The organism is Mesorhizobium sp. M2A.F.Ca.ET.043.02.1.1, from assembly GCF_003952405.1.
In the GTDB taxonomy this organism is placed as follows: Bacteria; Pseudomonadota; Alphaproteobacteria; order Rhizobiales; family Rhizobiaceae; genus Mesorhizobium.
The window spans coordinates 3,609,440-3,622,131 of record NZ_CP034445.1 but is presented as its reverse complement, the minus strand read 5'-3'; the positions used below and the strand labels follow the sequence as shown (position 1 = coordinate 3,622,131).

The following is a 12,692-nucleotide window of genomic DNA, read 5'->3' as shown; positions in this document are numbered from 1 at the left end:
AAGTCCAGCCGTCAGGACAGGGCCCTGGCGCCGATAACCTTCAGCGCGGGACGTTTCCTGCGGCTCGGCACGCGGCCGGCCACGGGGGCATCGGCGCGGGCCTCGTCCTGCTCCTTCTCCGCGAACAGCCAGTCGATGAACAGCTGGACGATCGGCGCCGATCGCATCTCGTTGCGGCAGACGACGTAGAAATCGTCGACCGCCGGCACCGAGAGCGTGAAGGGCGCGACGAGCATGCCCCTGGCAAGCAAGGCGCGCGCAGTCACCGAGTCGCCGAGCGCGACACCGTGGCCATGCACGGCGGCCTCCGTCGCCATGCGCGCATCGCCCAGACGGTGGCGGCGGCCGCGCTCGAGATCGAGCGCATCGGCGGCGGCCAGCCAGGTGTGCCATTCACGGCCATCGTCGCCATGCAGGAAGACGTGATCGGCGAGGTCGCGGACGCTGCGGATCGGCCGGTTGTTGATCACCGTCGGGCTGACCACGGGAAACAATTCCAGCCCGGACCATTTGCGTATCCAGCAGTCGCTCCAGCCACCGTCGCCATAATGCACGCAGACGTCGATATCCCCGGCGCGGATGTCCTTGGGATCGTTGGACGGGATCAGCGTCAGCTGGATGTCGGGATATTGCGCCGTGAAGGAGCCGAGCCGTGGCGTCATCCAAAGCAGCAGAAGCGCCGGCACACAGGACACCGACAGCGTGCCGGCACTCGCCGGCCGCGTCATGCGCTGCGTGGCGGCGGCGATGCCTTCAAAGGCAGTCGAAACCGCCGGCAGGAATTCGGCGCCATGCGGCGTCAGCTTCACCCGCCGGCCGGTGCGCTCGAAGAGTTTCACGCCGAGCGATTGCTCGAGCGCCTTGATCTGGTGGCTGACGGCGCCATGCGTGACATTGAGCTCACCCGCCGCCTTGGTCAGCGAGGCGTGCCGCGCCGTGGCCTCGAAGGCGCGCAGCGGGTTCAGCGGCGGCAGGCGCTTGGCCATGGGAGGGCTCCTACGTTGTGAGATTTTCTCACAATCAAGACCCTAACAATATCAATTGATTTTTCAATGCCGCTGCCCGACACTTTTGCCCGGAACAGCTTCAAGAGACGTGGAATCCGCAAGGACAGCGAGCAACGATCCAGCCGGCAAGGGGCTGGATCCGTGGCTGGCCTGGCAAATCGTCCGTGCGGGCGGCAAGCACAGGAGGACCGGACATGGGTTACGATCGCGGCAAGCTCGAAGCGTTGCGCCGCAAATATGGCGAGAGCCATGGCGGCGAGATGTTCGACCCGAAATTCCGCAAGGTCGCCGACAAGATCTTCAACAAGTCGGGCACGCGGCTTGCCCCCTATTCCGGCATCCCGACCTTCCTCGCCGCGCCATATCGCGAGATCGCCGCCGAGAACCCGGATTTCGGCGACCTGCAGGTGGCGATGATCGGCGTGCCGATGGATCTCGGCGTCACCAATCGGCCCGGCTCCCGCTTCGGGCCACGCGCGCTGCGCGCCATCGAACGCATCGGGCCATACAATCATGTGCTGGAATGCGCGCCGACGCATGAGCTGCGCGTCGCCGATATCGGCGACACGCCGTTCCGCAGCCGCTACCGGCTGGAGATCAGCCACGAGGACATCGAAAAGCGCACCAACCAGATCGTCGATGCCGGCGTGCTGCCGCTCTCGGTCGGCGGCGACCACTCGATCAGCCATCCGATCCTGAAGGCGGTCGGCAAGAAGGCGCCGGTCGGCATGATCCATATCGACGCCCATTGCGACACCAGCGGGCTGTTCGACATGACCAAGTTCCACCATGGCGGACCGTTCCGCAACGCGGTGCTGGACGGCGTGCTCGATCCGTCGCGAACGATCCAGATCGGCATCCGCGGCTCGGCCGAATATCTGTGGGAGTTCACCTACGAGTCCGGCATGACGGTCGTGCATGCCGAGGAGGTGACCGGCCTCGGCATCCCGGCCATCATCGAGAAGGCGCGCCAAATCGTCGGCGATGGCCCGACCTACATCTCCTTCGACGTCGACAGCATCGACCCGGCCTTCGCGCCGGGCACCGGCACGCCGGAAGTCGGCGGGCTGACGACGCGCGAGGTGCTGGAGCTGCTGCGCGGCCTGAAGGGCCTCAACATCGTCGGCGGCGACGTCGTCGAGGTGGCGCCGCAATACGACTCCACCACCAACACCGCCCATGTCGGCGCGCAGGTGCTTTTCGAGATCCTGAGCCTCATGGTGTTCAGCCCGGCGATCAAGAAGGGCTAAGACTTCTTAATTTCACGCAATTCCGGACGGAAAACCGCGTCACACTTTTCCTGGAATTGCTTAGCCAATACGGCCGCCGCGCTGGAGCCGGCGGCCGGTTTCAACAACAAGCTTCCAGCAGGGGAATAACCATGACTCTTTGCAATGCACTGAAAACCGCCATCGCGGCAGCCATGATGCTCGGCGCTGCCGGTCTCGCCACCCAGGCCAAGGCCGACGCCGTCGACGACATCACCAAGGCTGGCGCAATCAATGTGGGGATCTTCTCGGACTTCCCGCCCTTCTCCTCGGCCAGCGCCGATATGAGCATCAAGGGCTATGACATCGACGTCGCGCAGGCGATCGCCGATTCGCTCAAGGTGAAGCTCAACCTGGTCAGCGTCACCGGCCAGAACCGCATCCCGTATCTCACCGACAAGCGCGTCGATATCCTGATGAGCGTCGGCTACTCCAAGGAGCGCGAGCAGGTGATCGACTTCGCCGCCGCCTACGCGCCCTATTACATCGCCGTCATCGGACCGAAAGCAACGGCGGTGAAGGGCAAGGAAGACCTCGCCGACAAGTCGATCGCCGTCAACCGCGGCACGCTGGAAGATACTTCGTTGACGGAAGCGGCGCCCGCTTCCGCCGATATCCGCCGCTTCGACAACTACAATTCCGTCATCCAGGCCTTCATCTCCGGCCAGACGCAGCTGATGGTAGTCGGCAACGATGTCGGCGCTCAGGTGCTGGCCAAGCAGGACGCGCTGCAGCCGGAGCAGAAGTTCCAGCTGCTTACCTCGCCCTCGCATATCGGCCTCAACAAGAACGAGGACCGGCTGAAGAAGGCGGTGAACGACGCTGTGGCCAAGATGCTCGCCGACGGCAAGCTGGATGAGAGCTCGAAGGCCTGGCTGAAGACGCCGCTCAACCCCGACAATCTCAAGGATTGATGCCGATCGGTTCGGCGCCGTAACAGGAGCCGAGCCGCTCTCCCTTTTGTTTTCACGCAATTCCGAACGGAAAACCGCTTCACACTTTTCCTGGGATTGCTCTGGGTCAGGCACCTTCAACAAGGTCAATCGCCATGGGCTACAGCCTCGACTTCGGCTGGCTTGCGGGTGCGGCGGGCGTGATCGCGCGCGGCGCGGCGATGACGCTGCTTCTGATCGTCGTCACGACGTTCGCCGGCACGTTCCTCAGCATCCTGGGCGCCGCCGGCAAAAGAAACGGCCCGAAGCCGCTTCGGGCGACGATCGGCATCTATGTCGAGGTGATGCGCAACACGCCGTTCCTGGTGCAGCTCTTCTTCATCTTCTTCGGGCTGCCCAGCCTTGGCATAAGGCTGGATCCGATCCTGGCCGCGATGCTGGCGATGACGCTCAACATGGCGGCCTACACGATTGAAATCGTCGGCGCCGGGCTCGACGCCGTACCACGCGGGCAGACCGAAGCGGCACTGGCGCTCGGGCTGCGGCCACGCCAGGTGTTCGTCAAGATCGTGCTGCCACAGGCGCTGAAGGTGATCTATCCGGCGCTGACCAGCCAGATCGTCATCATGATGCTGGAATCGGCGGTTGTCTCGCAGATCGCGGTGCGCGAGCTGACCTATGAGGCCGATATGCTGCAAGCCCGCACTTTCCGCGCCTTCGAGACCTATTTCGTCGTGACGCTGGTCTATCTCGGCCTATCGATGGGGCTGCGCCGGCTGCTGGTCAGCGGCGGCCGTCGCGTTCTCGGAGCCGGCGTGTCATGATCGAGTTCACTCTCTGGGACATCGTGCGCAACCTCTTGCTCGCCGCGCGCTGGACGGTGCTTTTGTCGCTCGCCGCCTTCATCGGCGGCGCGCTGGTCGGGTTGGTGGTGCTGTTCTTCCGAATCGCCCGGAACAAATGGATCAAGCGGTTCGCTTCGGGTTACATCGCGCTGTTCCAGGGCACGCCGCTTTTGATGCAGCTCTTCCTGATGTTCTTCGGCATGCCGATGCTGGGGCTGCGCATCGAGCCGTGGACGGCGGCGGTGCTCGGCCTGACCTTCTTCGCCAGCGCCTATCTGGCTGAGATCTGGCGCAGCGGCGTCGACGCGCTGCCGAGGGGACAATGGGACGCCGGCGCCAGCCTCGGCCTGCATTATCTGCAGGAACTGCGGCTGATCATCCTGCCGCAGGCGTTCGCCATCACCCGCGCGCCGACCGTCGGCTTCCTGGTGCAGCTCATCAAATCGACGGCGCTGACCTCGATCATCGGCTTCGAGGAACTGGTCAGAACCTCCAACGCCATCAACAACGCGACCTTCGAGCCGTTCAAGGTCTACGGGCTGGTGGCGCTGATCTTCTTCGTCTTGTGTTTTCCGCTGACGCAATACGCACGGAGGCTGGAGCAGCGCGCAGGGGCGCACTGAGCCGGCGAAAGGCTGCCGACCGGACCGGCAGCCTTTGTCGATCAATGCCCGAAGGCGAGCTGTGGCGCGATGTGGTCGCGCCGGAGCCAGCGCGCGAGCAGCAGCGCCGCCACCACGGCCAGCCCCGAGGCCAGGCCGATCCAGATGCCGACGCCGTTCAGGCCGAAATGGAAGGCGAGCAGCACGCCGAGCGGCAGGCCGACGCCCCAATAGCCGATCGCCGCATAGATCATCGGCACCTTGGTGTCGTGCAACCCGCGCAGCATGCCGGCCGCGACCGCCTGGGCGCCGTCGAAAATCTGGAACAGCGCCGCGAACCCAAGGAAGGACACGGCAAGCGTAATCACCCTGGCATTGGCCGGATCGGCAAGATCGATGAAGGCACCGATCAGGAGATGCGGCCACAGAATCATCACCAGGCCCATCAGCGCCATGAAGGAGACGCCGATGACGAAAGCGGTCCAACCGGCGCGCGAAACGCCTTCCGGATTGCCGGCGCCATGCGCCAGGCCGACGCGGACCGTGACCGCCTGGTTGAGACCGAGCGGCACCATGAAGGAGATCGAGGCGATCTGGATGGCGATGGCATGGGCGGCCAGCGAATCCGCGTCGATCAGGCCCATGAGCAGGGCCGCCGCGTTGAAGATCGTCACCTCGAAGGCAAGGATGCCGGCGATCGGCATGCCGAGCCTGAGCAGGCCGCGGAAGCGCGGCCAATCGGAGCGCCAGAAACGGCCGAACAGACGGTAGCGGCGGAACTTCTTCTCGAGCATCACCACCGCCGCCAGGCCGACGAACATCAACGTGCTGGACAAAGTGGTGGCGAGGCCGGAGCCGGCAATGCCCATCGACTTGACGCCGAGATTGCCGAACATGAACACCCAGTTGAAGAAGGCGTTGCAGGCGACCGCGACGAAAACGATAATCAGCGCCCAGCCCGGCCGCTCCAGCGCCGAGATGAAGGAACGCAGCACGATATAACCGTAGAAGGGCAGCACCGCCCATTGCAGCCAATGCAGATAGATGCCGGCCTGATGCGCAAGCTCCGGCTTCTGGCCCATGGCCAGAAGAACCTCTTCGCCATGCGAGAGGAAGATCCAGATCGGGATCGAGATCAGGATCGCCAGCCACAGGCCCTGGCGCACGGTGCGGCGCAGGTCGCGCACAGAATGGCGGCGGCGGCCGAGCTCGGTCGCCATCATCGGCGAGGTCGCCAGCATCAGGCCGAGGCCGAAGATCAGCGGCATGAAATAGAGGTTGGAGCCCAGCGCGCCCGCGGCGAGCGTATCGGGCCCGAGCCGGCCCATCATCATGACGTCGGTCGCGGTCATGGCGGTCTGGCCGAGATTGGTCAGCACCATCGGCCAGGCGAGCGCGATCGTCGCCCTGATTTCCTGACGCCAAAGGTTTTCCGGCGCGAGAGCGCCGGTTTCGATCGCAGACATTGTTCCGCTCTTTCAGAACACGGCGCGTCGGCCAAAGGGCCGGAAGCCGCACAACAATGGCGCGAAATGGCGCCATTTGCGTCGCCTTGTGAACGAAATGCGACATGTTGGCAAGGGAGGAGGCCCGGCTAGCGATTGATCCAGGCGGAGCCGGGATTCAGCGACGCCTCTTTCATTTGCCGGCCTTGAACTGTTACGGATGGCCTGGGCATGCGCAGGCGCGTCATGCCGGGAGGAATGATGCCGTTCAGGCGCAGAAAAAACACGGCCGCGATCCCGCGCACGGCGCCTGCCTTCGAGCACATCGTGACGGAGGCGAGCGAGAGTTTCCTGTGGCGGCTGGACGATTATCCGTGGGAACGCAATGTCTGGAATTTCCATCCGGAATACGAAATCCACCTGCTCAGGAAATCGTCCGGCGTGGTGCTGGTCGGCGACCATATCGGCGAGTTCGGGCCGGGCTACCTGACCATCGTCGGCGGCGGGCTGCCGCATGACTGGGTGACGGCGGTTCAGCCCGGCGAGCTGATCGAGGGCCGCGATATCGTGCTGCAGTTCGATCCCGAGCGGCTGCGCGGTTCATCCGGGCTGCTGCCGGAACTGCGTGAGCTGGAGCCGTTCCTTGAGCGCTCGCTGCGCGGCATGGTCTTCCATGGCCGAACGGCGCTCGACGGCGCCGAGCTGATGGAACGGATGGGCGAGGTGCATGGGCTGGCGCGGTTCCGCATGTTCCTCGAGTTGCTCGAGCTTCTGGCCACCACCGACGAATACCAGCTTTTGTCTTCGCCGGACTTCTCCCCGCTGCTCGACGCGGAATCGCTCGACATTATCCAGCGCTCGCTGACCTACCTGTTCCAGCATTTCGCCGAGGACCTGAAGCTGCCGGACGTGGCTCAATTGGCCGGCATGAGCGAAAGCAGTTTTTCGCGCTTCTTCCAGAAGAACACCGGCAATTCCTTCAGCGATCACCTCGCCAAGCTCAGGCTCTGGCAGGCCTGCAAGCTGCTCGCCGACACCGAGATCCCGATCACCGACATCTGCTTCCAGGTCGGCTACATGAACATCTCCAACTTCAACCGCGCCTTCCTGCGCAAGCACAAGATGACGCCGTCATCCTATCGCAAGCTGTCGCGGCAGCGCCTGACGCTAAGGGCGTAGGACAGCCGAGAGCCGAATGCTCCGATGGCACTGATACTCGTGTGACGAGCAGACTCTGCCCGTGCCATCTTTTGCGCCGCACAATGCATAAAAGTACAGGTCTGCTGCAACGGGGCTTCTAGCCTCGCCCTCTCCAACTGCTCATTTTGGCGACGGGTGGAAGGTCCTACGGGCGACGGTGAGGGTCGCTTAGCCAAGGATCTGCCGCTTTTCGCGAGTGTTCCTGGAGGAGAAAACCAATGAATTCAAACCGGCTCGCTGCCAGCCTCGGCGCAGCGTTCGTGCTTACCGCTTCCGTGTCAACCGCAGCACTTGCCCAGGCGCCCGTCTGCTCGGCACCGGTCAAGGTGCTGGCGCAGCCGCGCGACGGCCTGACGCTTCTGGAGGACTCCAAGGACGAGTTCAAGAAGCTCTCCGGCGCCTCGTTCCAGATCGACTACCTCAACGAGAACGACCGCCGCGCCAAGTCGCGCGCCGATGCCTCTACCGTCGGCAATTACAACGTCTACTATGTCGACGAGGCCAATGTGGCGCTGTTCGCCTCCTCGGGCTGGATCGTGCCGCTGACCGATTATTACCCGGCCGACTACGACTACGCCGATTTCGATCCCGGCCGCCAGAAGGTCGCCACCTATGACGGCAAGGTCTGGTTCGCGCCGCTCACCGGCGGCGGCGACCTGATGGTCTACCGCAAGGACGTGCTGGAAGCCGCCGGCATCCAGCCGCCGAAGACGCTGGACGAATTGATCGCCGACGTGCCGAAGCTGACCAATGCCGACAAGGGCATGTACGGCATCGCGCTGCGCGGCGCGCGCGGCTCGGGCGCCAATGTCTGGCGCTGGATGCCGTTCTTCAAGGCCTATGGCGGCAAGTGGTTCGACGGCGACAAGCCGGCTTTCAATTCCGACGCCGCCGTGAAGGCGACCGAAACCTATCTCAAGCTGTTCAAGGACTCGGCGCCCGGGACGCAGACCGGCAGCTGGGATGAATCGACCGGCGCCTTCCTGTCCGGCCAGGTCGCCATCCTCGTCGAATCGACGCCGCTGTCGGGCATGGCGGTCGACCCGAAGACCTCGCAGGTGGTCGGCAAGGTCGGCTTCCTGCCGCCGCCCTCGCCGTTGCCGGGCGGCGGCTATGGCCATGGGCTCGCCATCGGCACCAAGGCCAATTCCGATGACGCGGCTAAGAAATGCGCCGGCCTGTTCATCGCCTGGGCAACGTCGAAGGAGAACGAGAAGCGCCGGCTCGATGCGCATCAGTTCGGCGAGCTGAACCGCACCAGCATTCTTTCCAGCAAGGAGTTCGCTGACATCTACGGCGCCGATCTCGGTCAGGCGCTGGCCGAAACCGGCAAGGTGACCGCGGTAAACTTCTGGCAGGATCCGCGCTGGCCCGATCTCGGCGACCGCTGGGGCATCATCCTGGAGGAGCTGGTCACCGGCACGCGGACCGACATCAAGGGCGGCCTCAACGAGCTCGAGGCCTATGCCAACGATCTGGTGAAGAAGAAGTAATCCTCCCGCCCGCGGCGTACGGTCCACGGCATTCGAAGGAATGCCGGGATCCGCGCCGCGGTCTCTACCAACGACCCAAATACACCCGAGGATAGGCCATGCGCCGACGCTCTTCCCTGCCGGTCACATTTCTGGTTCCCACCCTCGCCATCCTTCTGGTGCTGTCGATGGTGCCGACGCTCTATGCGATCGTCATCGCGCTGCAGAACCGCGAGCTGAGCACGACCGGTTATTCCTGGGTGTGGTTCTCGAACTTCGCCGATCTCTTCCTCGACCGCCGCTTCCTCAACGCCGTCCGGGTCTCGGTGAAATGGGAGATCGTCACAGTCATCGCGACGATGGTGGTAGCGATCGGGCTCGGCGTGCTGATGTTCGAGGTCGCCTCGCCGCGTATGCGCAATTTTTATTGCCTTCTGTTCATCATCCCGGTGCTCTTGCCGCGCGTCTCGGCCGCCTTCGTCTGGAAGTTCGCCTATCACCCGCTCTATGGCATCGCGACCTACCCCTACCGGCTGATCACCGGCGGGCTGATCTTCGATCCGCTGTCCAAGCCGGGCACCGCGCTCTTCGCCGTGGCATCGGTGGATGTCTGGCAATGGGGGCTGTTCTTCGCCGTCATCGTGCTGAAGCTCCTCGAAACCCTGCCGCCGCAGCCGATCGAGGCGGCCCGGCTCGATCACGCCAGGCGCTGGCAGATCCATGCCTATGTCACCCTGCCGATGCTGAAAGCGCCGCTGATCAGCCTGATGTTCGTCAAGATGATCGAGTCGCTGCGCTCCTTCGACCTGATCTATGTGATGACGCGCGGCGGGCCGGGCGTCGCGAGCGAGACGCTCGACATGTACGCCTTCTCGCAAGGCTTCATCGAGTCCGGCAAGGTCTCCTACGCTTCGGCCATGGCCGTGCTGATGATGATCGCGACGGTCATCACCTTCACCATGCTGTGGAAGCGGGTGCAGGCATGAAGCAATATCGATTGAGAGCGGGCCGCCTGATCGCCAAAGCCGTCCTGGCGCTGGCCGGGTTCCTGGCCGTGTTCCCGCTGGTCTGGACGGCGCTCAACGCGCTGAAGAACAATGTCGACATCATCACCCGCGTGCCGAAGGTGTTCTTCACGCCGACGCTCGCCAATATCAGCTACATCCTCGGCCGCGACAGCGTGCTGACCGGGCTCTACAACTCCGCGGTCGCCTGCGGCGCGGCGGTGCTGATCGGCATCGTGCTCGGCCTGCCGGCGGCCTATGCGGTGGCGCGATATCCAAACCGCTTCGCCGGCGACATCCAGTTCTTCGTGCTGTCGCTGCGCTTCCTGCCGCCGGTGGCGGTCGCCATCCCGCTGATGGTGATCTGGCTGCAGCTCGGACTCTACGACACTTTGCCGGCGCTGATCGTCACCTACTCGCTGCTCACCATCTCCGTCATCATGTGGCTTGCCATTCCCGCTTTCCAGGGCGTGCCGAAGGAGATCGAGGAAGCCGCCTTCGTCGACGGCTACGGCGCCTATTCGGTGTTTTGGCGGATCGCGCTTCCCGTGGCGGCGCGCTCGCTGATCGGCGCCATCGCCTTCAGCTTCGTGCTGGTCTGGAACGAGTTCCTGATCGCGCTGATGCTGTCGAGCTCCAACGCCAAGACGCTGCCGATCGTGGCTTCCGAGCTCTCGCAGCAAGGCATGAACGTGCCCTGGGGGATCCTCAACGCCTCGGTGGTGTTGCTGTCGCTGCCGCCGCTGCTCTTCCTCGGCGTGCTCAGCGGCTTCCTGAATTCCGTTTTCCGGCAAAAGAAAAGTTGAAGCGAGGACACCCGATGCGGGCACTGGTGCTTGAGAAAAAAGGCGAACTGTCGCTGCGCGAGATCGCGCTGCCGCAAGATGTCGGGCCGGAGGACGTCAAGATCGCCATCCACACGGTCGGCGTCTGCGGCAGCGACGTGCATTACTACACCCATGGCGCCATCGGCAGCTATATCGTGCGCCAGCCCATGGTGCTCGGCCATGAGGCATCGGGCACGATCGTCGAGGTCGGCGCCAATGTCACGAGCCTGAAGGTCGGCGACCGCGTCTGCATGGAGCCCGGCGTGCCGAACCTTGCCTCGCGCGCGACGAAGCTCGGCATCTACAATGTCGACCCGGACGTCCGCTTCTGGGCAACGCCGCCGGTGCATGGGGTGCTCGCGCCCTATGCCGTGCATCCAGCGGCCTTCACCTACAGATTGCCGGACAACGTCTCCTTCGCCGAAGGCGCGATGGTCGAGCCCTTCGCCATCGGCATGCAGGCGGCGGCACGCGCCCGCATCGTGCCCGGCGACGTCGCCGTCGTCGTCGGCTGCGGCCCGATCGGCATCATGATCGCGCTCGCCGCGTTGGCGGGCGGATGTTCCAAAGTACTGATCTCGGACTTCTCCGCGCCGAAGCTGGAGATCGCCGGCCAGTATCCCGGCATCGTGCCGGTGAACATCGGCGAACAGTCGCTGGTCGACGCCGTTGCGAGCGCGACCGACAACTGGGGCGCCGACATCGTGTTCGAGGCGAGCGGCAGCCCGAAGGCCTTCGCCAACCTGTTCGACATCGTGCGGCCGGGCGGCGCGGTCGTGCTGGTCGGGCTGCCAGTGGAGACGGTCGAGCTCAACGTTCCGGCGGCGATTTCCAAGGAAGTGCGCATCGAGACCGTGTTCCGCTATGCCAACATCTTCGACCGCGCCTTGCAGCTCATCGCCTCCGGCAAGGTCGACCTCAAGCCGCTGATCACCGGCACCTATGATTTCTCCGAGAGCATCAAGGCGTTCGAGCGCGCCGCGCAAGGCAAGCCGCAGGACGTCAAGCTGCAGATCCTGCTGACCGGTGAGAAGGGATAAGGCATGTCCGCGATCGTTTGCTCCCATGTCGACAAGGCCTATGGCGCCACGACCGTCATCCGCGATCTCAACCTCGCGATCGAGGAGCATGAATTCGTCGTGTTCCTGGGGCCGTCCGGCTGCGGCAAGTCCACGCTGCTGAGGATGCTCGCCGGGCTGGAGGATATCAGCGGCGGCGAGGTGTCGATCGGCGGCAAGGTGGTCAACGATCTGGAGCCCGGCGACCGCGGCATCGCCATGGTGTTCCAGAACTATGCGCTCTATCCGCATATGACGATCTTCGACAACGTCGCCTTCGGACTGAAGCGGCAGAAGGTGCCGGCGGCCGAGATCAAGAAGCGCGTCGAGGCCGTCGCGAAAACGCTTGGTCTCGAACCCTATCTCGGCCGCAAGCCGACCGAGCTGTCCGGAGGCCAGCAGCAGCGCGTGGCGATCGCGCGCGCCATGATCAAGACGCCGAAGGTCTTTCTCTTCGACGAGCCGCTGTCCAACCTCGACGCCAAGCTGCGCAACCACATGCGCGTCGAGATCGCCAGGCTGCACCAGTCGCTGAAGACGACGACCGTCTATGTCACGCATGACCAGCTGGAAGCGATGACACTGGCTGACCGCATCGTGCTTCTGAAGGACGGCGTGATCGAGCAGATCGGCTCGCCGGCCGAGATCTACCGCCGTCCCGGCAACCAGTTCGTGGCCGGCTTCATCGGCACGCCGAACATGAATTTCATCGACGCCATGGTCGGCCGCAAGGCGGATGGCTGGACACTGACCGGCGCGGGAACGGTGCTCTCGCTTGAAGGCAGCGCTTTCGACCTGCGGCACGGCGATCGGGTCGTGCTCGGCATCCGGCCTCCGGATCTCAAGACGGCAAACGGAAGCGCAGGCAACATCCTGCAAGGCACCGCCGACCTCATCGAATTCCATGGCAATGACGCGCTGGTGACGTTCGGCTCGGGCGGCAAAGAGATCAGCGCGCTAGTGCCGGCTCGCGAATGCCCGGAGTTGCGCGCGCCCGTGCGCTACAGCTTCGATGAAGAGAGCATCCATCTGTTCGATGCGGAGACCGGCAAGTCGCTGCGCAGGTAACAG

Annotated in this window: 12 protein-coding genes; 10 read left to right on the top strand and 2 right to left on the bottom strand. The window is 64.1% G+C overall.

Going from position 1 to position 12,692, the window contains the following annotated elements:
• Positions 1 to 11: 11 nt before the first annotated feature.
• Positions 12 to 986 carry a transcriptional regulator GcvA gene (gene gcvA / locus EJ068_RS17445; RefSeq protein ID WP_127253865.1) on the bottom strand — a complete coding sequence of 325 codons (975 nt, stop codon included), beginning with the start codon at positions 984 to 986 and terminating at the stop codon, positions 12 to 14.
• A gap of 215 nt (positions 987 to 1,201) precedes the next feature.
• Between gcvA and speB the strand changes: the two genes are divergently transcribed.
• From speB to EJ068_RS17425, 4 genes are all read left to right on the top strand, one after another.
• Positions 1,202 to 2,257 (top strand): agmatinase, encoded by a 1,056-nt coding sequence (gene speB, locus EJ068_RS17440; RefSeq protein ID WP_127253249.1) that lies wholly within the window; start codon positions 1,202 to 1,204, stop codon positions 2,255 to 2,257.
• 131 nt (positions 2,258 to 2,388) lie between these two features.
• A complete protein-coding gene (locus tag EJ068_RS17435; RefSeq protein WP_127253251.1) occupies positions 2,389 to 3,189 on the top strand; it encodes a transporter substrate-binding domain-containing protein in 801 nt (266 codons plus the stop codon).
• Between the two features lie 134 nt (positions 3,190 to 3,323).
• Positions 3,324 to 3,992, top strand: a complete 669-nt coding sequence (locus EJ068_RS17430) for an amino acid ABC transporter permease (protein ID WP_127253253.1) — start codon at positions 3,324 to 3,326, stop codon at positions 3,990 to 3,992.
• Positions 3,989 to 4,636 (top strand): amino acid ABC transporter permease, encoded by a 648-nt coding sequence (locus EJ068_RS17425; RefSeq protein ID WP_128314607.1) that lies wholly within the window; start codon positions 3,989 to 3,991, stop codon positions 4,634 to 4,636. Before EJ068_RS17430 ends, EJ068_RS17425 begins: the two co-directional genes overlap by 4 nt.
• 41 nt (positions 4,637 to 4,677) lie before the next feature.
• Here EJ068_RS17425 and EJ068_RS17420 read toward each other — a convergent pair whose 3' ends face one another.
• The gene (locus EJ068_RS17420) at positions 4,678 to 6,081 is read right to left on the bottom strand and encodes an MATE family efflux transporter (RefSeq protein WP_127253257.1); all 1,404 of its coding nucleotides are present in this window, start codon (positions 6,079 to 6,081) and stop codon (positions 4,678 to 4,680) included.
• A 240-nt stretch (positions 6,082 to 6,321) separates the two neighbouring features.
• Here EJ068_RS17420 and EJ068_RS17415 point away from each other — a divergent pair, with 240 nt between their 5' ends.
• The 6 genes from EJ068_RS17415 to ugpC all read left to right on the top strand — a co-directional run bounded on the left by EJ068_RS17415 (position 6,322) and on the right by ugpC (position 12,689).
• Complete coding sequence (locus tag EJ068_RS17415) at positions 6,322 to 7,239, top strand: AraC family transcriptional regulator (RefSeq protein ID WP_127253263.1); 918 nt, start codon at positions 6,322 to 6,324, stop codon at positions 7,237 to 7,239.
• A 239-nt stretch (positions 7,240 to 7,478) separates the two neighbouring features.
• Positions 7,479 to 8,753 carry an extracellular solute-binding protein gene (locus EJ068_RS17410; RefSeq protein ID WP_127253259.1) on the top strand — a complete coding sequence of 425 codons (1,275 nt, stop codon included), beginning with the start codon at positions 7,479 to 7,481 and terminating at the stop codon, positions 8,751 to 8,753.
• 98 nt (positions 8,754 to 8,851) lie between these two features.
• Positions 8,852 to 9,718 carry a sugar ABC transporter permease gene (locus tag EJ068_RS17405; RefSeq protein WP_129554672.1) on the top strand — a complete coding sequence of 289 codons (867 nt, stop codon included), beginning with the start codon at positions 8,852 to 8,854 and terminating at the stop codon, positions 9,716 to 9,718.
• The gene (locus EJ068_RS17400) at positions 9,715 to 10,542 is read left to right on the top strand and encodes a carbohydrate ABC transporter permease (RefSeq protein ID WP_189341919.1); all 828 of its coding nucleotides are present in this window, start codon (positions 9,715 to 9,717) and stop codon (positions 10,540 to 10,542) included. The genes EJ068_RS17405 and EJ068_RS17400 overlap by 4 nt, the downstream gene beginning before the upstream one ends.
• 14 nt (positions 10,543 to 10,556) lie before the next feature.
• Positions 10,557 to 11,603, top strand: coding sequence for an NAD(P)-dependent alcohol dehydrogenase (locus EJ068_RS17395; protein ID WP_127251656.1), 1,047 nt, complete (start codon positions 10,557 to 10,559; stop codon positions 11,601 to 11,603).
• A 3-nt stretch (positions 11,604 to 11,606) separates the two neighbouring features.
• The gene (gene ugpC / locus EJ068_RS17390) at positions 11,607 to 12,689 is read left to right on the top strand and encodes a sn-glycerol-3-phosphate ABC transporter ATP-binding protein UgpC (protein WP_127251655.1); all 1,083 of its coding nucleotides are present in this window, start codon (positions 11,607 to 11,609) and stop codon (positions 12,687 to 12,689) included.
• The last annotated feature ends 3 nt before the right edge of the window (positions 12,690 to 12,692 follow it).

Excerpts from the sequence above, each read along its gene's own strand:
- gcvA (WP_127253865.1), bottom strand. The coding sequence starts at position 986 with ATGGCCAAGCGCCTGCCGCCGCTGAACCCGCTGCGCGCCTTCGAGGCC.
- speB (WP_127253249.1), top strand. The coding sequence starts at position 1,202 with ATGGGTTACGATCGCGGCAAGCTCGAAGCGTTGCGCCGCAAATATGGC.
- EJ068_RS17435 (WP_127253251.1), top strand. The coding sequence starts at position 2,389 with ATGACTCTTTGCAATGCACTGAAAACCGCCATCGCGGCAGCCATGATG.
- EJ068_RS17430 (WP_127253253.1), top strand. The coding sequence starts at position 3,324 with ATGGGCTACAGCCTCGACTTCGGCTGGCTTGCGGGTGCGGCGGGCGTG.
- EJ068_RS17425 (WP_128314607.1), top strand. The coding sequence starts at position 3,989 with ATGATCGAGTTCACTCTCTGGGACATCGTGCGCAACCTCTTGCTCGCC.
- EJ068_RS17420 (WP_127253257.1), bottom strand. The coding sequence starts at position 6,081 with ATGTCTGCGATCGAAACCGGCGCTCTCGCGCCGGAAAACCTTTGGCGT.
- EJ068_RS17415 (WP_127253263.1), top strand. The coding sequence starts at position 6,322 with ATGCCGTTCAGGCGCAGAAAAAACACGGCCGCGATCCCGCGCACGGCG.
- EJ068_RS17410 (WP_127253259.1), top strand. The coding sequence starts at position 7,479 with ATGAATTCAAACCGGCTCGCTGCCAGCCTCGGCGCAGCGTTCGTGCTT.
- EJ068_RS17405 (WP_129554672.1), top strand. The coding sequence starts at position 8,852 with ATGCGCCGACGCTCTTCCCTGCCGGTCACATTTCTGGTTCCCACCCTC.
- EJ068_RS17400 (WP_189341919.1), top strand. The coding sequence starts at position 9,715 with ATGAAGCAATATCGATTGAGAGCGGGCCGCCTGATCGCCAAAGCCGTC.
- EJ068_RS17395 (WP_127251656.1), top strand. The coding sequence starts at position 10,557 with ATGCGGGCACTGGTGCTTGAGAAAAAAGGCGAACTGTCGCTGCGCGAG.
- ugpC (WP_127251655.1), top strand. The coding sequence starts at position 11,607 with ATGTCCGCGATCGTTTGCTCCCATGTCGACAAGGCCTATGGCGCCACG.